The sequence below is a fragment of the Solirubrobacter soli DSM 22325 genome (genome assembly GCF_000423665.1).
Taxonomy (GTDB): Bacteria; Actinomycetota; Thermoleophilia; order Solirubrobacterales; family Solirubrobacteraceae; genus Solirubrobacter; species Solirubrobacter soli.
This window is the reverse complement of sequence record NZ_AUIK01000016.1, coordinates 244,422-263,255: the sequence shown is the minus strand read 5'-3', so window position 1 is coordinate 263,255 and position 18,834 is coordinate 244,422. Positions and strand designations below refer to the sequence as shown.

At 72.6% G+C, this 18,834-nt stretch carries 19 protein-coding genes; 7 read left to right on the top strand and 12 right to left on the bottom strand.

All coding sequences use genetic code 11. The features are described from left to right. Positions 1-123: 123 nt before the first annotated feature. The 3 genes from G569_RS48110 to G569_RS0113325 all read right to left on the bottom strand — a co-directional run bounded on the left by G569_RS48110 (position 124) and on the right by G569_RS0113325 (position 4,756). Positions 124-1,056: a calcium-binding protein gene (locus G569_RS48110; RefSeq protein ID WP_053226308.1), complete on the bottom strand. Its 933-nt coding sequence runs from the start codon at positions 1,054-1,056 to the stop codon at positions 124-126. A 97-nt stretch (positions 1,057-1,153) separates the two neighbouring features. Next, positions 1,154-3,877 (bottom strand): AAA family ATPase, encoded by a 2,724-nt coding sequence (locus G569_RS0113330; protein ID WP_028063769.1) that lies wholly within the window; start codon positions 3,875-3,877, stop codon positions 1,154-1,156. 60 nt (positions 3,878-3,937) lie between these two features. Continuing rightward, positions 3,938-4,756: an NAD-dependent epimerase/dehydratase family protein gene (locus G569_RS0113325; protein WP_028063768.1), complete on the bottom strand. Its 819-nt coding sequence runs from the start codon at positions 4,754-4,756 to the stop codon at positions 3,938-3,940. Between the two features lie 61 nt (positions 4,757-4,817). Here G569_RS0113325 and G569_RS0113320 point away from each other — a divergent pair, with 61 nt between their 5' ends. Next, the gene (locus G569_RS0113320; RefSeq protein WP_028063767.1) at positions 4,818-5,267 is read left to right on the top strand and encodes a MarR family winged helix-turn-helix transcriptional regulator; all 450 of its coding nucleotides are present in this window, start codon (positions 4,818-4,820) and stop codon (positions 5,265-5,267) included. A gap of 83 nt (positions 5,268-5,350) precedes the next feature. Further along, complete coding sequence (locus tag G569_RS0113315) at positions 5,351-5,914, top strand: dihydrofolate reductase family protein (protein WP_028063766.1); 564 nt, start codon at positions 5,351-5,353, stop codon at positions 5,912-5,914. 15 nt (positions 5,915-5,929) lie between these two features. On the opposite strand, the gene G569_RS0113310 is transcribed toward G569_RS0113315, so the two are convergent. Continuing rightward, on the bottom strand, positions 5,930-6,667 hold the full coding sequence (locus G569_RS0113310) for a tetratricopeptide repeat protein (protein WP_028063765.1): 738 nt from the start codon (positions 6,665-6,667) through the stop codon (positions 5,930-5,932). Between the two features lie 78 nt (positions 6,668-6,745). Next, the gene (locus G569_RS48105; protein WP_053226307.1) at positions 6,746-9,628 is read right to left on the bottom strand and encodes an AfsR/SARP family transcriptional regulator; all 2,883 of its coding nucleotides are present in this window, start codon (positions 9,626-9,628) and stop codon (positions 6,746-6,748) included. A gap of 76 nt (positions 9,629-9,704) precedes the next feature. On the opposite strand from G569_RS48105, the gene G569_RS0113300 reads away from it, so the two are divergent. Then, complete coding sequence (locus G569_RS0113300; RefSeq protein ID WP_028063764.1) at positions 9,705-10,052, top strand: hypothetical protein; 348 nt, start codon at positions 9,705-9,707, stop codon at positions 10,050-10,052. An 18-nt stretch (positions 10,053-10,070) separates the two neighbouring features. On the opposite strand, the gene G569_RS0113295 is transcribed toward G569_RS0113300, so the two are convergent. The 4 genes from G569_RS0113295 to G569_RS48100 all read right to left on the bottom strand — a co-directional run bounded on the left by G569_RS0113295 (position 10,071) and on the right by G569_RS48100 (position 13,090). After that, positions 10,071-10,715 carry a 2'-5' RNA ligase family protein gene (locus tag G569_RS0113295; RefSeq protein WP_028063763.1) on the bottom strand — a complete coding sequence of 215 codons (645 nt, stop codon included), beginning with the start codon at positions 10,713-10,715 and terminating at the stop codon, positions 10,071-10,073. Beyond that, positions 10,712-11,554: an HAD family hydrolase gene (locus G569_RS0113290; RefSeq protein WP_211232979.1), complete on the bottom strand. Its 843-nt coding sequence runs from the start codon at positions 11,552-11,554 to the stop codon at positions 10,712-10,714. The genes G569_RS0113295 and G569_RS0113290 overlap by 4 nt, the downstream gene beginning before the upstream one ends. Before the next feature lie 92 nt (positions 11,555-11,646). Further along, on the bottom strand, positions 11,647-12,123 hold the full coding sequence (locus G569_RS0113285) for a quercetin 2,3-dioxygenase (protein ID WP_028063761.1): 477 nt from the start codon (positions 12,121-12,123) through the stop codon (positions 11,647-11,649). Between the two features lie 55 nt (positions 12,124-12,178). After that, positions 12,179-13,090, bottom strand: coding sequence for a LysR family transcriptional regulator (locus G569_RS48100; RefSeq protein WP_053226306.1), 912 nt, complete (start codon positions 13,088-13,090; stop codon positions 12,179-12,181). A 30-nt stretch (positions 13,091-13,120) separates the two neighbouring features. Here G569_RS48100 and G569_RS0113275 point away from each other — a divergent pair, with 30 nt between their 5' ends. The 3 genes from G569_RS0113275 to G569_RS0113265 are packed head-to-tail and all read left to right on the top strand — an operon-like array spanning position 13,121 to position 15,252. After that, the gene (locus G569_RS0113275; RefSeq protein WP_028063760.1) at positions 13,121-13,771 is read left to right on the top strand and encodes an RNA ligase family protein; all 651 of its coding nucleotides are present in this window, start codon (positions 13,121-13,123) and stop codon (positions 13,769-13,771) included. Further along, positions 13,749-14,858, top strand: a complete 1,110-nt coding sequence (locus tag G569_RS0113270) for an AAA family ATPase (protein WP_053226305.1) — start codon at positions 13,749-13,751, stop codon at positions 14,856-14,858. Before G569_RS0113275 ends, G569_RS0113270 begins: the two co-directional genes overlap by 23 nt. Positions 14,859-14,868: 10 nt before the next feature. Next, a complete protein-coding gene (locus tag G569_RS0113265) occupies positions 14,869-15,252 on the top strand; it encodes a nuclear transport factor 2 family protein (protein ID WP_028063758.1) in 384 nt (127 codons plus the stop codon). On the opposite strand, the gene G569_RS0113260 is transcribed toward G569_RS0113265, so the two are convergent. The 3 genes from G569_RS0113260 to G569_RS48090 form a co-directional block, all read right to left on the bottom strand. Then, on the bottom strand, positions 15,233-15,685 hold the full coding sequence (locus tag G569_RS0113260) for a DUF4188 domain-containing protein (RefSeq protein ID WP_211232978.1): 453 nt from the start codon (positions 15,683-15,685) through the stop codon (positions 15,233-15,235). The genes G569_RS0113265 and G569_RS0113260 overlap by 20 nt on opposite strands. Before the next feature lie 91 nt (positions 15,686-15,776). After that, positions 15,777-16,304 carry a methyltransferase family protein gene (locus tag G569_RS48095; protein WP_053226304.1) on the bottom strand — a complete coding sequence of 176 codons (528 nt, stop codon included), beginning with the start codon at positions 16,302-16,304 and terminating at the stop codon, positions 15,777-15,779. Next, complete coding sequence (locus tag G569_RS48090) at positions 16,305-17,438, bottom strand: low temperature requirement protein A (protein ID WP_053226303.1); 1,134 nt, start codon at positions 17,436-17,438, stop codon at positions 16,305-16,307. A 70-nt stretch (positions 17,439-17,508) separates the two neighbouring features. On the opposite strand from G569_RS48090, the gene G569_RS0113245 reads away from it, so the two are divergent. Continuing rightward, positions 17,509-18,834, top strand: a complete 1,326-nt coding sequence (locus G569_RS0113245; protein ID WP_157592006.1) for a hypothetical protein — start codon at positions 17,509-17,511, stop codon at positions 18,832-18,834.

The following is an 18,834-nucleotide window of genomic DNA, read 5'->3' as shown; positions in this document are numbered from 1 at the left end:
CGCAGCGTCGACGCGCCGCCGACATCATGCGAGGGCCGCTCGCAATGGGCAGCGCCGCCGATCCTCATCACGTCGTGTGCCGGGCAGTACGGGGCCATCTCGGCCTCCTGGGAGCTTGCGTCTTTACTCGCAGTTGACCGGGGTGGCGTCGTTGTCGGGCACGCCGTCCTTGTCGACCGCGTCGGCCGCCTCGCAGGGCGCGTCGCTGCCACTCCCGCCATTGAGGACGTCGTCGTTGTCGCCGCCGAACAAGCCGGTGTCGTCGTCGGGGCCACCGAAGAGGTTGTCGTTGCCGGCGTCGCCGTTGAGCTGGTCGTTGCCGGCGCCCCCGGACATATTGTCGTTGCCCGTCGAGCCGTGGAGGAAGTCGCGACCCGGCCCGCCGCGGATGTCATCGTCGTCGTCGTCGCCGAAGACGTCGTCCTGCCCGCGGCCGCCGTCGACGCGGTCGTCGTCGACCCCGCCATGCACGACGTCGGCGCCTGAGCCGCCACTGACGGTGTCCTCGCCGGGCCCGCCGTCGAGCTGATCGGGGCCTTGTCCGTCGTTGCCGGCGCCGCCGTCGACCGTGTCGTCGTCTTCGCCGCCGTTGAGGTCGTCGGCGCCGGGGCCGCCGTTGATCGTGTCGTCGCCGGCTTCGCCGTCGACCGTGTCGTCGCCGGGCCCACCGTTGAGCACGTCGTTCTTCTCGCCGCCGGCGATGATGTCGTCGCCGCTCGACGCTCGGACGACGTCGCGGTCCCCGCCGGCGAAGATCGTGTCGTTGCCGTTGCCGGGCTTGATGATGTCGTCGCCGCCCTGGCCGCAGATGAGGTCGTCGCCTCCGCGGCCGCTGATGGTGTCGCCCTTGTCGGTGCCGATCATGATGTCGCGATCGCGCGTGCCGACCATCTGGCCGGCGAAGTTGGGGCCGCGGACGACGTTCGTGCCGGGCTCCTGCTCGATCGCGAGTTCGCAGCGACTGGTCGGGTCCGGCTCGACCTGGGCGCCCGCGATGCCGGCCCCGGTGATGGCGGTCGCCGAAGCGGCGACCGCGATGATGCCGATGAAGCGCAAGATGTATCCCTTGTTCGTCGCGGGAGGCCCGTCGGGCCGATCGCGTCAGACGGGGAGACGCGGGCGCCGGGTGCGCATTCCGCGTCGAGCTTGAGGCCTAGGGGAATCCCTGGCGCGTGATGTGAGCGACGAGTTGCGTGCGCGAGCGCACGCCGAGCTTGCGGTACACGTGATGGAGGTGGAACTCGATCGTCTTCTCGGCGAGAAACAGCTCGGCGGCGATCTCGCGATTGGAAGCGCCTCGCTGCACGGCGGCGACGACTCGCCGCTCCTGCGGCGTCAGCGTCTGGGCGCGGGCGCCGCGGCGTCGGCCTCCCGCGGCGCGCAGCTCGTGAGCCGCCTGCGCCTCCCACGCCGCGGCGCCGAGCCGGGCGAACGCGTCGCGCGCTTCCCGCAGCCGCTCACGAGCCTCCGCGCGCCGCGCCGCCCGCCGCTGGCGCTGCCCGAGGCAGAGCAGTGTGCGGGCACGCTCGAAAGGCTGCGGGCACCGAGCATCGAGCGCGAGCGCCTCCGCGAACGCCGCATCGAAGTCATCTGACAGCAGCCCGCGGCAGCGGGCCAGCGCCGCAGCCGCAGATACCGAACCGCTGGACCGCACCTGGCCGGCGAGCGTCGCGCATACGCGCCGCGCGTCGGCATCGCGCCCGGCGCGCGCGTAGGCCTCGACGAGATCCGGTGCCCACGGCACCGTCGTGGGTTCCTCGACGCCGAGCTGCGCGCTGATGCGTTCAACGGCCTCCAGCTGAACGATCGCGGCATTGACGTGGCCAAGGCCGAGTTCGAGGAAGCCGAGCGCGCCGTACGCATAGCGGCGGCCCGAGATCATCCCGCTTGCCGATGCCAGCGCGAGCGCTTCCGTCGCCGTGCGCCGACATTCCTGCTCCTCACCGCGTGCCGCGGTGAGGCGCGCCCGCACGCCGAGCGCAAGGCCGCGCCAGACGCCGTGCCCCGTGTCCTCGGCGACGCGGATGGCCTCGACGGCCGCGGCGTCGGCGCCTTCCCAGTCGCCAAGGCGCCAGGCAGCGTCGGCAGCGACGACGAGCGCTCCGCCCAGCACGGCCAGCGCCCCGGCCCCGCGCGCACGCTCGCACAGGCGCAGGCTCTCGGCCCGCGCGCCCTCGAGCTCATCGGCGGGGATGCGCATCCGCAGCAGGAGATGCTTCCACTGCGCCGCCGGCTCGAGCTCGTCCACGTCCGCACCCAACCGCGCGGCCTCGGCCAGCACCGGCAGCGCGCGGGCCGTCTGCCCCCGCAGAACGAGCACGTAGCCGTGGATCGCCAGCACATGAGCCCGCGTCTCCGCAGCGACCCCAGGAAGCAGCGCGACCGCACGCTCGGCCAGGACCAGCGCATGCCGATTGCCACGGGCGGCGGTACACGCGGCGGCGGCGTCCGCCAGCATCGCGGCTCCCTGCTCAGGGGCAGACTGGGAGACCCGGTCGGCCTCCGCCACGAGCAGTCCGACCGCCTCCTCGACCGCCCCACTCCACAACATCACCAGGCCGCGCCGATGCTGGGCGCGGGCCCGCATCGGTTCCTCGACGGCCGCCCGCGCCGCCTTCTCGAGCAATGTCGCCGCCCGCTCGGGCATGCCCGCCGCACCAGCCGTCTCGCCCGCGAGCAGCAGCCGTCGGGCACGCGCCGCGCCGGCCGGCGACAGCTGCGCGGCGCGCTCCGCCGCCGCAGCCGCCGACGCGAAGCCGCGGCGCGCGGCGGCGGCACCCGCCGTCTGTTCGAGCTCCGCCGCGACTGCCTCGTCCGTGCCGACCGTGGCCGCCGCCAAGTGCCAGGCTCGCCGCTCGCCGTCGAGCGCACCGGCAAGCGCCCGGTGCACCACGCGGCACTCGCCTGGCGTCGCAGCGCCGCGCACTGCGCCACGCGCGAGCGGGTGGACGAACCTAAGGCACTCGGAATCGAGCCGCACGAGACCCGCCGCCTCGGCGGCCTCGAGCAGCCGCGAGTCCGTGCCCGCGCGCGCCGACGCCGCCGCGATCGTGGTCAGATCGTCGCCTTCGTAGAGCGCCGCGACGAGCAGCACCGAACGCGCCGCGGCGGACACGCCGGCAAGGCGCGCACCGAACGCGGCCTGCAGGCGCCCCCCGGGCGCGAGTGGCAACTCGAGCGGCGCCCGCCCGGTCCGCTGTCCGGCGGTGAGCGTTGCCGGCAGCTCGACCAGCGCAAGCGGGCTGCCCGCCGCGGCGTCGGCGAGCGCCGCGGCGGTCGGCGCGGCGAGGTCGGGCGCCACGCGCTTCAGGAGCGCCAGCGCGTCCGGGCGCGCGAGCGGGCCGAGCGACAGCGTGGGCATCGCGGCGTCATCGTCGGCGTCCCGCGTTGCGAGCACGAACGCCACCGAGCCCTGCGAACGCCGCGCCGCGTACCGCACGCACTCAAGCGAAGGAGCGTCGAGCCAATGGGCGTCATCGACAACCGCCAGGACCGGCCCCCGCTCGGCGACCGCACGCAGCAGCCCGAGCGTCGCCGCGCACACGGCAAAGCGCTCGCCCGGCTGCGGCGGCCCGAGGACCAGCGCCCCCGCGAGCGCCGCGGCCTGAGGCGCCGGCAGCGTCGCGCGCGCGTCCGCGACCGGCCCGAGCAGATCGCGGAGCGCCGCGAACGCAAGCTCGACCTCGCTCTCGACCCCCCGCGCGCGCAGCACCGTCACGCTCGGCGGACAGCGCTCCACCGCGGCCTCGAGCAAGGCTGTCTTCCCAGCTCCCGGCTCGCCGCGCACGACCAGCGTCCGGCCCCGCCCTGCGACCAGGTCCGCGACCAGCCCATCGAGCGCGTGGAGCTCGTTTTCCCGGCCGACGACCACCTCCACCGACCGTACGCGACGCCATCGATCCGGTCAACGTCGGCCGTGAACCGGCTCGACCAAGTGCTAGAGGATTCCCTCGCGGGCGGCCGCGTGGATGGTCGGCACCGTCGGCTCGAAGCCGAGTTCTCGCGCGAGCGATCCGTCCATGCGACCTGACCAGGGGTTCGTCAGTGGGTCTGCCGAGCCCTGGAGCGGGTTGCCCGCGTACTGGGCCAGCTCGTAGACGGTCACGGGCGCGTCGTCGGTGATGTTGACGATGCGGCCGTCCATGGCCCCGGTCAACGCGAGTCGGATGGCGATCGCGACATCGCGGTGGTGCGCGACGGAGTAGGTGTGGGCGGGATGCAGGCCGAAGCGCGGGGCCAGTGCGGGGATCGACGCGATGTGCCCGTCGCCGTCGCCATAGACGAACGGGAGGCGCAGGATCGCCCAGGTCAGGCCGCTGTCGCGCAGCAGCGCCTCGGCGGCCAGCTTGCTCGCGGGATAGGCGGCCGTCGGGGTGGCCGTGTCGTCCTCGCGGCCCGGGCGCTGGGCATCGGCGTCGTAGACGTTGCCGGTGCTGGCCATCACGAAGCGGGCCTGTGGCGCGTAGGTCTTGGCGGCGTCGATCAGGTGACGGGTGCCGTCGCGGTTGGCCCGCCAGATGGCGTCCTCGTCGCCGGTCCGGAACAGCGCCGCGAGGTGGACGACGGCGTCGACGCCCTCGACCGCTTCCCGGAGCGAACCGGGGTCACCGAGATCGGCGCGCACACCGGTCACGCCGGCCGGGAGCGCGACGTCACTCCGGACGAGCGCGCGGCAGTCGAAGCCGGCCTCAGCCAAGCGCGGGAGCAGACGCGAGCCGACGAGGCCGGTCGCGCCGGTGAGAAGAACAGCGGTCATGATCATCTCCGTCCATGATCGTCAGTGTTACTGACGATCAGCCTAGCAGTAGAATTGCCGCATGGCCAGAGAGGACGACCTCGGGCCCGGGCTCAGCCGCCGGCTCACCTACCTGCTCAAGCGCGCCCTGGTGGACCTCGAGACCCTGCATGAGCAGCACCTCGGGCCGGCCGGCATCAGCGCCCGTGAGCTGGCGGTGCTCCTGTTCCTCGACGGCCGCGAGCCCGAGTCCCAGCAGGAGGCGGCCGCGCGCCTGGGGATCGACCGCACGACGATGGTCGGCCTCCTCGACTCGCTCGAGAGCAAGCAGCTGGTCGCGCGCCGCCCGGACACCGAGGACCGACGCCGCAACGTCATCCTGCTCACCGACGCGGGCCACGCCACGCTCCAACAGGCGACGCACGCCAGCGACGCTGCCGAACGAGAGCTGCTCGCCGATCTCGACGACCGCGAGGCCGCCCAACTGCGCGAGTTGCTCACGCGCGCCACTTCCGCAAGCACGCGGTCCTGAATCCCTCGGTGTGGCCTCACCGATGAGTTTCCGGCGCCCTGTTCGTCTCTACGCCCGATACCGACTCCCGGGAGGCTGACGCCATGCGGAAACTGACCTATGCCATGAACGTGACCCTGGACGGCTACATCGCCGCGCCCGGCGACGACCTCGGCTGGAGCCTGCCGAGCGACGAGCTCTTCCAGTGGTGGTCCGACCGGGTCGGGGCGACGGGCCTGGCGCTGTACGGGCGCAAGCTGTGGGAGGGGATGAGCTCCCACTGGCCGACCGCCGACCAGCAGCCCGGCGCCACACCGGCGCACATCGAGTACGCCCGCCGCTGGCGGGACATGCCCAAGGTGGTGTTCTCCTCCACGATCGATGCGGTCGGCTGGAACGCCCGCCTGGTCACGGGCGACGCGGTCGCCGAGATCACCCGGCTCAAGGCCGAGGACGGCGGTGACATGGACGTCGCCAGCGCCACCCTCGCCGCGGCGGCCATGCGGGCGGGGCTGATCGACGAGTACGCGATCGTCACCCACCCGGTCCTGGTGGGCGGCGGCACACCGTTCTTCACCGCCCTGGACAACTGGGTGAAACTCAAGCTGGTGGAGACCCGGACGTTTCCCGACGGCGTGCTCCTGACCAGGTACGAGACCAGGCGCTGAGTACGCAACGCGGAGCTAGGGGCTCGGCGAGTGCTCGTCCTGACTGATCGCCGACGCCTGCTCGCGAGCGCGGCGGGCTTCGTCGTCCTGTCCGAGGGTGGCCAGCACGGTCGCGAGTTGCGTCAGGCTGTCGGCGAGGTCCGCGGTCGGCGGCTCCTCTGAGAGGATCGCGACGGCCTCGCGGCTCGCGACCAGTGCTTCCGGCCACTGCCCGGCGTCGCCGAGGGCGCGCGAGAGCTTGTCGTAGCTGACGCCGACCGCGCCGCGCATGTTCGGAAGCTCGACGGCGCCGCACGCCCACGCCGGGATCGCCTCTCGGGCGGCCGCGACCGCATCGTCGGCCCGCCCGACCGCCCGCAGGTCGTCCGTCAGGTCCCACAGGCAGCTGCCGACCGCGAAGGCTTGATCGCGGTGACGGCCGGAGAACCCGCGCTTGCGCCGGATCGCCGCCGCCTCCTGGGTCGCCTGCAGCGCGGCGGATCGTTGTCCCTGGGCGCGCCGGTGTTCGGCGACGACCTCGAGACATCGGGGCAGCATGTCCCAGTAGCGACGACGGCGGGCGAACCGCCGCCGACACATCGTCAGGCTCTCCTCGGCCAGCGCCAACGCCTCCTCGGCGCGACCCGCCTCCCGGAGCTCCCCGGCGAGCACCGTGGCCGACGCGATGAACGCCTGGGCGTTGATCAAGCGCTCGTGCGCGTCCAGCCGACGCGCGGCGACGTACGTCTCACGCTCCTCGAGCGTCATGGTCATGCGGCACCTTCGCCGGTCGCCGCGACGCCGCGCAATCGGGAACCGACCCTGGAATTACCCGTCACCGCCCCGGAACCGTCAGGGCACCTCTCCGAGGGCGTAGGCGATCGCGTCCTCGAAGCTCAGCGTGCCGCCCTGGTGCGTGGCGGCGTTCCAGGCGTCGGCTCCACAGCGGGTGCGGGCGCCGTCGAAGAACGCGCGGTCGAGCCTGGCCTCGATCGGGTCCTCGGGCCAGGCGTAGCGATGGACGTCGGCGGCGCCGACGAGTGTCGCGGCGCGCGCGTCGTCGCCGTGGACGACGGCGACGGCGGCCAGGCCGCGGAGGCCCTCGAACACCACGGGACGGATCACCATCTCGCGGCAGAGGGCGAGTTCCTCGCGAAAGGCGCGCGAAGCGGTGTCGGGTTCGCCGGTCAGCAGCGCCGCGAGTCCGAGGTTGCCGCAGTCGATCATGTGTCCGTATGGATCGTCCAGCGCCCGCTCGGTCGAGATCGCCCGCGCGGCGTACTCGGCCGCGTCACGGTCGCTGCCGAGGCAGAGCGCGGAGTACGAAGCGCCGCTGAACAGGCCCGCGAGCTCCTGGACGTTGCCGACAGCGGTGAGGAGCGCGGCGGCCGCGTCGACGCGCCGGCGCAACTCGGCCACGTCGGGCGAGGCGATCGCCTTTGCCCGGGACGCCTCGGCCAGCTCCCAGTCGTCGCCGGCCAAGCGGGCCCAGCTGAGTGCCTCGTCGGCGAAGGCGTTCGCGATCTCCGGTCGCGAGGAGTCCGTCTCGTGATGGACGCGGCTCTGGAGGACCTGCGAGAGGAGTACCGGATCGCCGGCCAGTCGCGCGGCGGCCTCCGCCGCGGCGAGGGTCGCGGGTTGCTCGGCCATGCGACCCACCATCCAGAGACAGCGGCCCTTCGTGCGCAGGACGCGGGCGGTCAGTGCCGGATCGGCGGCCGGTAGGTCGAGGGCCTGGTCAGCCCAGTTGACCACGTCGGCGTAGCGGTTGCGCGTGATCCAGTGACCGCCGAGCGCCGCCACCATCGCCAGCGCCGGTTCGCCGCTCGGCTTCGCGACCGCCCAGACGAGGGCCGCGTGGAGGTTCTCGTTGTCGGCGTCCATCGTCGCGACGTGCTCGCGGGCGGCGGACCCGCGAAGCGCGCGATCGGTTCCGTGGCGCTCGGCGAGTCCCAGGCAATAGCGGTAGTGGGCCTCGCGGACGGCGTCGACATCGGCGGCGGAGGCGAAGCGCTCGGCGGCATAGGCGCGGATCGTCTCGAGCATCCCCAGGCGAGTCGGCGTGTCGCGGCGGCGTGTGAGGAGGCTCTTGGTGACCAGGCCGTCGAGCGTGTCCAGTCCGCCGCCGGTGATCGTCTCGGCCGCTGCGACGGTCGCGCCGCCCGCGAACACCGCGAAGCGCGCGAAGCAACGCTGCTCGTCGGCGCTCAGCAACGCGTGGCTCCAGTCGATCGTCGCGCCAAGTGTCCGGTGGCGGGCGGGCGCGTCGCGCGCGGCGGCGCCCGGAGCCCCGAGCGCCGCGTCCAGGCGCGCGGCGATCTCGCCCGGCGACAGCAGCCCGCAGCGGGCGGCCGCCAGCTCGATCGCCAGCGGGAGTCCGTCCACGCGCCGGCAGATCTCCGCCACGGGCGCGGCGTTTCCGTCGCCGAGCGCGAACTCCGGATCGTGCGCTCGCGCGCGCTCGGCGAACAGCGCCACGGCCTCGTGCCGCAACTCGAGCGGCGCGACGGGGTAGCGCTCCTCGGCCTGCAGCGCGAGCGGCTCGCGGCTGGTGGCGAGCACGGTCAGCGACGGACACGCGCCGAGCAGGTCGCCGATGCACGGCGCGGCGGCGAGCACATGCTCGAAGTTGTCGGCGACGAGGAGCAGATGCTTGGCGGCGAGGAAGCGTTCGGCGGCCTGACCGGGAGACTCGCCGGCGAGCACGACGATGCCCAGCGCTCTGACGATCGCCGCCGGCACGGCCTCCGGTTCGGACACGGCCGCGAGCTGGACGAGTCGCGCACCGTCGGCGAAGTCCGCCGCCACGGCGCGGGCAGCCTCGAGCGCGAGGCGCGTCTTGCCGACCCCGCCCGGCCCCGTGAGCGTCAGCATCCGCCCAGAGCTCGACCGCAGCCGCTCGCCGATGTCGGCGAGCTCGCGGCGGCGCCCGATCAGCTGATTCGGAGGCGCGGGGAGGCTGCCGTCGCCCCGTTCGTCCGACCTGGCGGCCGCGGCGATCGCGGGATCGTGCGCGAGGATCGCCTCGTGCAGCTCGTGGAGCTCAGCTCCTGGCTCGATCCCGAGTTGCTCGACGAGGACCTCGCGGGCGTGCCGGTAGGCCTCCAGCGCGTCGGCTTGGCGGCCGCTGCGGTAGAGCGCGAGCATCAGCTGCGCGTGGAGGCGCTCGCGCCATGGCTGCCGGGCCGTGAGCTGTTGGAGCTCGCCGACCAGCTCCGCGTGGCGTCCGGCGGCGAGGTCGGCGTCGACCCGGAGCTCGACGGCGGCGAGGTGCTGCTCCTCCAGCCGCGTGATCTCGGCCGGCGCGAACGGCGCCGAGGCGAGCTCCGCCAGCGGCGGACCCCGCCACAGGTCGAGCGCCTGGCGAAGCTCCGCGGCCGCGTCGTCGCCGCGTCCCGCCTTGAGTGCTCGCCGGCCGTCGCCGAGCAGGCGCTCGAACCGCTCGGCGTCCAGCTCACCGGGACCCACGCGCAGGGAGTAGCCCGCGGGCGTGGTGACGAGACGGTCCGGGTCGCCGAGTGCCTTCCGCAGGCGGGCGACGTAGACCTGAACGGTCTTGACCGCGCTCGGGGGCACGTCCTCGCCCCACAGCGCCACGGCCAGGCGCTCCGCGCTGACCGACTGGTTCGCGTGCAGCGCGAGCACCGCCAGCACCGCGCGCGGCTTGGCGCCACCGAGCATCACCGCACGGCCGTCGGCGCGCACTTCAAGTGGGCCCAGGATCCCGAACTGCATCGCTCCCGTGCGACCCTACTCCCGACTGCTGCCGAACTGCAGGCGCGCTGCAGCCGCGTCGCTCGATCGTGGCCGCATGAACGTCACACGCATCGCCACCATCGCGCTCGTCGCGACCGCGCTCACCGCCCCGGCCGCCTCCGCGCGACCGATCGAGCAGACCCCTGCCGCCGCCGTGTCGCACCACCACCACCAGGACCGCCGGTCGCCCGACGCCATCGACGCCGCGGAGCCTCACCAGGACCTGCGCTCACCCGACGCGATCGACGCCGCGGCGGCACAGCCCGCCACGCCACTGCAAACGAGCTCCGAGCCCGACGTCGCCTGGGCGGCGATCGGCATCGGCGGCAGCCTGCTCGCGCTCGGCATCCTCGCGGGCACGGCCGGTCGCATGCGCCGACGCCACGCCCGCACACCCGCGTGACGACGTCGTCCCCGGGCGTCACTCGGTCAGCGGCCACTCCTTGAGCTGCCCGCGAGCCGAGCCGCTGTTGCCGAGGTGGTAGATCGCGAGGCCGGCCGGGTGGACGGGGAAGGCGTCGAACGGTTCGGCCTCGATGCGCTCGAGGTCCTCGAGGGTCGCGAACCCGACGGTGATGTGGGCGACGTAGTTGCCCGCACCGAACTGGCTCGGGACGTACCCGTCGACCCAGTCGATCGTGCTCTGACTGATCTCTTCTCCAGGATCGCGCACGAACGCCGCGGCGGTGCCTCCCGAGTCGGTGAAGGGGGCCACCGCGGCCAGCAGCGCGGCCTGGAGGTCGAGCACCTGCGGGCTGGGCTCGATGACGATCACCGCGAGTCCCTGGCCGGGCACGCCCCAGTCGCCGTGTCCGATCGCGACGGCCCGGTAGGAGAGCGCCGCGACGTCGGTCGCGGCCAGCGTCTGCTCGACGACCGTGTAGACCTCGTCGAGGTCCTCGGTGCGCACGAACCGCTGGAGCGTCGTGATGTGCGGCTGGTGGGTGGCGTCGAGCGCGAACCCGGTCGGCACGCTTTCGCGCATCCGCGCGTTCCACTGTCGCGCGTGCCGGATCGTGTCGTCGTCGGGGTCGACGAGGATGTCGATGGCGGTCAGGTCGGTCATGCCGCGCCGTCGTGGTCGAACACGGTGACCCAGTCGTTCTTCATGCTCACGACGGTCCAGCCCTGCTGCTCGGCCGTGGCCAGGGACTTCTCGGCGGCCTTGGTGTAGGCGAACTCGCGCTCCGCGTCGTCGTGGTTGACGAGCAGTGCGAACTTGGCGCAGGCGAGCATCTCGATGTCGACGTCGGCGTTGCCACCGGCGAACACGGGCAGCCGGCCGGTCTGGGCGAAGATGTGCTCGGGCTTGCCCGGCCCCAGGTCCAGGCCGCCCACCAGCTGGTCCGAGCGGACGATCCTTCCGTCGGCGTACGTGTAACCGGCGGCGGAGCCGATGACGTTCTCCTTGCGGATGCCCCAGGTCGTCTCCGCGAACGCGCGCATGAAGTCGCGGCCTCCGCCGGAGCACACGAACACCCGGAACTCGTGGTCCTGCAGGTACGCGAACAGCTCGAGCATCGGCTGGTAGACCAGTTCGACGTAGGGGACGCCGAGCTTGGGCTGTTTGACGGTCCTCACCCACTCGTGCACCTGCGCGTCGAACTCGTCGGGCGTCGTACCGGCCCACGAGCGGGTGAACCCCTCGAGCAGCGTCGCCACGGTGTCCGGATCCTGCGTCGCGACCCCCTCGAAGAACGCCTCGTCCTTCTCGATCAGCGCCTTGTACGGCTGCTGAGCGGCGAGTGAGGGATCGGCCTCGATCTCCGCCGCCCACTTGCGGAACACGAAGTCCAGCTGCGGCGGCGCCGGCTGCTCGACCCACAACGTGCCGTCGTTGTCGAACGTGGCGATCCGGTCCGCCTCCGGGATGAACGTCGGCCCATCCCGTGTCGCGGACGTCACGAAATCGATGATGCTCCGCTTGGCGGGGCCGTCCCTCCAACTGGTCAATGCAGCGGTCATTTCTCGCTCCTCGACGGTCGGCCCCATGGAAGCTAACCCATCGGCGGCCCCACGACCTCCGTGCCGCGGCGGCGCTGCTCGGCCATCACGCGCGGGACGTCGAACGGCACGACGCCGGGCTCGGGGAGCTCGCGCCGCTCCGCCTGGACGCCGAGGTCGCGGAAGAGGCCGTCGAACTCGCCGGGCGTCATCACGCCGAGGATCGTCGCGGTCTCGCTCTGGACACGGAACGTGTGCACCACGCCGCGCGGCATGAAGACGCTGGTACCCGGCCCGGCGAGCAGGTGGCGGCCCTCGATGTCGAAGGTGACGTCGCCGTCCTCGATCAGGAAGACCTCGTCCTCGCGGGTGTGGATGTGGCGCGGCGGGCTGAAGCCCTGGGGCATCGTCGAGCGGAACACGGCGATCCGGCCGCCGGTGGCGTCGCTCGGGATCAGGAACTCGAACAGGCTGTTGCCGTACCACCAGGCGTCGCCTTGGTGGGTGAGGTAGGGATCGATCGTCGTCATGCCGCAGATCGTGCGGCGGTGACACGCCGTTGGGAAACAACGATTCGCGCCGCGCTCACGGCTCGCGGTTGTGAGCCCCGACCTCGATCGCGGTGCGGATCATCGCCTGCACGAGCTCGGAGTCCGCGGAGGTGCGCCAGGCGATCGCGATCTGGGCCGGCGGGACGCCCTTGAGCGGGAGGAAGCGCAGCTGCGGCCAGCCGGCGCCGATCGCCTTGACCGCCGACTCGCCCTGGCACGTGATCGCCACGCCCGCCGCGACCGCGCCGAACGCCTCCTCGATCGACGTGATCCGCGTCCCGGCGCGCAGCGGCTTGCCGCCGCGGAACTCCTCCAGCGACCAGAACGCGCGGGCACGCGGGTCGGCGCCCTCGACCCAGATCCACGGCTCGTTGACGACATCCTCCGGGCGCACGTGGTCACGCCCCGCCAGCGGGTGGTCGCTGGGCACGGCGATGTACCGCGGCTCGGTCTGCACGGTCACCATCGAGATGCCCTCGTCGAGGAACGGCGGGCGGACGAACGCGACGTCGGCGGCGCCCTCCTTGAGCCCCGCCGACGGCTGGTTGAGCGCCGTGTTGGAGACCGCCAGCACCACCTCCGGATGGTCCTCGGTGAAGCGCCGGATCGTCTCGCCCACGAGCGGGACCATCGCCGTGCCGGACATCCCGACCCGCAACGTCGCACGCTCCTGGCGGCGGAGCGCGTCGAGCTCCTTGGTCGCGGCGTCGAGCGCGGCCAGCGCCGCGCGGGCGTGCGGCAGCAGCCGCTCCCCCGCCTCGGTCAGCTCGACCCTGCGCGTCGTGCGCTCGAACAGCTTCACCCCGACCCGCGCCTCCAACTGCTGGATCTGCGACGAGAGTGCCTGCTGCGCGAGGAAGAGGCGTTCCGCGGCGCGGGTGAAGCTCAGCTCCTCCGCGACCGCGACGAACGCGCGCAACAGCCGCGTGTCGAGATCCACCGTCACCGGACCCGAACCTACAATGGCGGGCGGTCAATGAGGCCCGTCGAGCGCGTCAAGTACCCCCGCACGTGGCATCTCCCGGACAGCCCGAACCGCGGCGCCGACGGCTATCACGCCTTCGCCGACTACTCGAGCTTCGCGGGTCGCGAGGTCGTGGTGACCGAGAAGCTCGACGGCGAGAACACGACGATCTACGCCGACGGGTACTGCCACGCGCGTTCGATCTCCTCCGGCTACCACCCGACGCGCACGTGGGTGCGGGCGCTGGCGGGGCGGGTCGCGCACGCGCTGCCGGACGGCTGGCGGATCTGCGGGGAGAACACGTTCGGGCGTCACTCGATCGCCTACGACGCGCTGCCGAGCTACTTCCAGCTGTTCGCGGTCTACTCCGAGGACGACGTCTGCCTGAGCTGGGATGACACCGTCGCGTGGAGTTCGCGGCTCGGTGTCGATCTCGTGCCGGTCTTGTACCGCGGCGTGTTCGATCACGCGCGCGTGGTCGCCTTGCTCGGCGGAGCGTCGGCGTTCGGGCCGGAGCGCGAAGGCGTCGTGGTCCGCTGGGCGGACGCGTTCACCGATCACCAGCGGGCGGTCGGCAAGCTCGTGCGCAAGGACCATGTGAAGACCGACCGGCATTGGATGCACGGCGAGGTGAGCGCGAATGGCCTTGCCGCCGGCACCTGAGCCGGGCGCCGCGTTCGATCTGCGCGCGTTCGACCTCGACTGGCTGCGCGCGTTGGCGGACACGCCGCAGGACCCCGAGTTCCACGGCGAGGGCGACGTCCTGCGTCACACCCAACTGGTCGCCGAGGAGCTCGTCGGCTCGCCGGCATGGCGCGCGCTGGAGCCCGAGGACCGCAGCGAGCTCTGGCTGGCGACACTCCTGCACGACGTCGGCAAGCACGCGACGACGCGCTGGGAGAACGGCCGCTGGACCGCGCCCGGGCACGCCCGCCGCGGAGCGATCATCGCCCGCCGCGTGCTGTGGGAGGCGGGCGTGCACCCGTTCGCGCGCGAGCGCATCTGCGGGCTGGTCCGCCATCACATGGCGCCGTATCACCTGATCGACTCCGAGCACGCCGTCCGCCGCACGATCGAGATCTCGCTCGAGGCGGGCGCGCGCCGCCAACACCTGCTGACCCGCGCCGACGCGCTCGGCCGGATCGCGCCTGACATCGACGCGCTGACCGTCAACGTCGACCTGTTCGCCGAGCTGGCCAATGACCTCGGCTGCCTCGACCGCGCGTACCCGTTCGCGAACGACCACGCGCGGTTCACCTACTTCACCCGCCGCGACCGCGACCCCGCCTACGCGGCCCACGACGACACCCGCTCGCGCGTCGTCGTGCTGTCCGGCCTGCCGGGAGCGGGCAAGGACCACTGGGTCGCGGCCCACCACAACGGCCGCCCGACGATCTCACTCGACGACCTCCGCCGCCGCCGCGGCGCCAAGCGCTCCGACAAGGTCGCCCAGGGCCAGATCATCCAGGAGGCCCGCGAGCGCGCCCGCGGCCACCTGCGCGCCGGCGAGCCGTTCATCTGGAACGCGACCAACCTCACCGCCCAGATCCGCGCCCAGACCATCTCCCTGCTGACCGACTACAACGCCCACGTCACGATCGTCGCGGTGGAGACGCCGCCGGACGTCCTCAGCGCCCGCAACCGCGACCGCCGCCACCCCGTCCCGTGGGCGGCGATCGACCGGATGCTCGACCGCTGGGAGGCCCCGAGCGCCACCGAGTGTCATCGGCTCGAGGTCTTCAGCGGGTAGGTTTCGCCTGATGGACATCCGGAGCCGCATCCAGGCGCATTGGGACGCCTCCGAGCGCGGAGACATCGAGGCCGAACACGCGATCTACGCCGCGGACGCGGTCCTCGACTACCCGCAGTCGGGCGAGCGATTCCGCGGTCGCGAGAAGATCCAGGCGCAGCGCGGCGGGCATCCGGCCGAACGGCATTTCGCCGTCCGCCGGATCGTCGGCAGCGGCGACCTCTGGCTGAGCGAGTGCGTCATCACCTACGACGGCGTGCCGACCTTCTCGGTCAGCGTCATGGAGTTCACCGACGGCCGCGTGACCCACGAGACGCAGTACTTCGCCGACCCCTTCGAGCCGGCTCCCGACCGCGCCGCGCTCGCCGAGCCGATCAGGCGTGCAGCGCCTTGAGCCGCTCCCGCGCCGCCGAGGACTCCGAGACCGGAACCAGGCGTCCCGCCTTGCCCAGGCCGTGCGGCGGCATGTTCCCGTAGACGGCTTCGTAGTTGCCGGCTTTGACCAGGTACGTCTCGTGCCAGATCCCGGTCCGCGAGCTGTGCCCGACCCGCCGCCAGTACTGGCGCCAGACGTCGAGGTGGGGATCGTCCTTGTCCCTGGCGAACGCCTCGAGGTGCTCGAACGAACGCCAGTATTGAACGATCGTGGGGATGCCCATCTCGTAGGCGAGCAGGCCCTTCTCGGGCCGCTCGACGAGGTAGTCGAGCATGTGCTTCATGCCGCGCCGGCCGCCGAGGTCGAGGAGCCCGCGGGCGATCTGCAGCTTGCTGTTGAACCGCGCGCCGATCAGGAAGACGACGAAGTCGCCGTCGATGTCGGCCGTCATGCGCCTTCCAGCTATCTCGGTCATCACGCTTCCTGTTCGCGCGACCCGCCACGGCGGGTCACCGACGCATTATCCACCGGACCGCTGAGAATCACCACACCCGCGGGATCAACCGCGCCGTGCCGGCCTGGTAGGTGGCGTAGGCGTCGCCGAGCACGCGGTTGAGCTCGGCTTCCTCGACGCGCATCCGCCACACGAGCGCCGGCAGTGGGATCAGCACGGCGGCGGCGAACGACAGCCAGGTGCCGAGGGCGAGGCCCAAGCCGCCCACGATCAGCAGCAGCCCGGCGTACGACGGGTGGCGGATCCACCGGTAGGGACCGGTCGTGATCACCGTCTGGTCGGCGTCGACCTCGACGGTGGTGCGGAACCTGGTGCCGAGCGCGGCGATCGCCCAGACGCGCAGCGCGAGACCCAGCCACATCACGACGACGCCCGCGGTCCGCGCCGGTTGCGCCGAGCGCGTGGCGAACACGACCCCGATCGCCGCGCCGAGCGAGAGCGCGACCAGGACGCGCGTCCCGCGGTCGTGCGCCCGCCGGCCCTTGCCGCGGACGACCTCCCACACGCGAACGCCGACCTCGAGCAGCGCCCACGCCGCGAGCGTGATCTGCGCCATCTAGCCGACCGTCGCCGGGATCGCCACGGCGACCAGCACAGCGCTCGAAGCCGCGATGCCGATGAGCAGCGAGAACGGCGCGGTGGCGACCGCGAGGATCGCGAGCGCGGCCAGCGCCAGCAGCCGCGAGCGCGGGACGTGCCCGAGCGTGGCGCGGATGAAGACGGCCTGGGCGATCAGGAACAGCGCCGGCCCGCCGAACGTCAGCGCCGTGAAGCCGAGCGTCGTGTCATCGGCCGGCTCGGCGATCGCGAGCGCGTCGCCGACCGCGATCGCGATCAACGCCAGCACGATCAGGGTCAGCGTCAGCGTGCCCCACCAGCCGACGGCGCCGGCGTCCTCCGGGGTCTCGGTCGCCTCGACGGCGATCCCCTCGGCCCGCTCGAAGTAGTTCCACCAGAGCGCGACCGTTGCCGTGAAGCCGAACGCGAGCGCGAGCAGGCGATCCAGCGCGAACGGCTCGTCGGTGAACGCGGTGCCCATCGTGAGCACCGTCTCGCCCAGAGCGATGATGAAGAACAGCCGGAACCGCTCGATCAGATGCTCGCTGGCGATCTCCGCGTGCCGGAGGTCGATGCGCTTCCCGCGCCTGGGAAGCCAGTGCAGCGTCGTCACCCCGGCGTAGCCGACCGCCACCGCCAGGCCCCAGAGGATGAGCCGCGAGTCATGGTCGGCGAACGCTCCCGCCACCCACAGCACGCCCGCCGCCAGCTCCCAGACGAGGTCGTTGACGAAGTGCTCTCCGAGCGGCCGCCCGCGCTGGGCGACGATCAGGAACACGCAGCGCCCGATCTGGATCAACAGGAAGCCGGTGACGAACAGCCAGGCCCGCTCGTCGAACGCGTCGGCGATCGCCACCGACATCAGCAGACTCGCGAACATCAGTCCGACGAGCAGCAGCCGCACCGGCAGCCGGTCCGGGTCCAGCCAGTTCGCGCCCCACGCGATCATGTACCACGCGTAGACGACCGCGAGCGCCAGCACGAGCGTCTCGGCACCCGTCCGCAGGTCGACGTGCTCGATCAGATGGTGCGACAGCTCCCCGATCGCGAAGACGTAGACCAGGTCGAAGAACAGCTCCAGCGGGGAGACCGCGCGCTCCGCACCGGGCGCCCGAGAGACCGCAAGCCGCATCGCCGCGATCCTATTGCCTGGACGCATCGAATGCCCAGGCGCAGGGTATGCGGTGAGCATGTGCCGAGTGGTGGCAGCCGCCGTGGTCCTGTGGGCGCTCGCGGCCGCTCCGGCGGGTGCCGCGACGGTCGGTGTCTACGACGGTCCGGAGCTCACCGCGGTCACGCTCGCGGGACCGGATGCGGTCGTCCTCGAGCAGCCGTGGAACGGGCAGAGCCGGCTCGTGGCGGTCCCGCGCGGCGGGGGTACGCCGCAGACCGTGCTGACGGTCCCCCGGATGAACCACGTCTTCGAGGACGAGCAGTGGCGACTCGCGGGATCCGCTTCGCGAGTGGCGTTGATCGCGGAGATCGAGGACGCGCGTGACCACACGGTCGAGTGGCGCGTGTACAGCGGGCCGCCGCGAGGGCCGATCGGAGTCGCGCGGACGTTGCCGGTCCGTGAGGGGTGGGAGCCCGCGCTCGTCGACGTCGACGGCGATCGCGCCCTGATCGTCGAGGCACGGCCGGAGCCGGACGGGCCGATCCGCGCCTTCCTGCTCGACTCGATCTCGGGCCTGACGCCGATCCCGTGGGCGCGGGCGTCGGCGGCGCCGATCGAGATCTCGGGCGGCTTGGCGGCCGCGGCCATGGCCGGCCCGAACCGCGTGGCGGTGCTCGATCTCGCGACGGGCGCGGAACTGGTCACGGTCCCGTTGGCCGACCGCGAGCGCGGCGCGGACCTGAGCCTGGCGCCGGATGGTCGCCTGGCGGTGGCGACGCAGGCGGGCGTCATGGTCGCCGGGCCGGGCGCTGCGGCTCGCCTCGTGCCTCAGACGAAGGGGCTCCGGCGCGTGCATCTGGCGGGTGAGACGCTCACCGGGATCGACAAGACCGGCCGCGCCGTCGCGCTGCCGGTGGGTGGCGGGCAACTCACCGCGCTCGGCCCGCCGACCAACGTGTTCGTGGACGCCGCGGGCGACGCCTCTGGGTATGCGTGGATCGCGAACGGGTGCGCCCGCGTCGCCGCGATCCCCGTCTCGTCCGCCCCGACGCCGTCGACCGACCCATGCCCGACCACCGAGATCGCCTACGCGTACATCGCCAGCACGCGGCTGCGCGGCCGCACGATCACCGTTCCGGTGGCGTGTGTGGCCGCGCCCCACGGCGTCTGCCGCGGCACCGCGATCGCGCGCATCTTCGAGGGCGACGGCAAGGCCGCCGCGAGTGGGCGCTTCGCGATCAGGGTCGGCAAGAGCCGCGTCGTGAAGATGCGGGTGACGCGGGCGGCGCTGGCGCAGTTCCGCCGCGAGGGCTTCGGGAACCTCGTCATGGATGCGCGCATCCCGCACGGGCGGATCGGCGCCGGCGGCGAGGGCAGCGCGGAGTTGGGCGTCTACCTGCCGGGGAGGGACTGA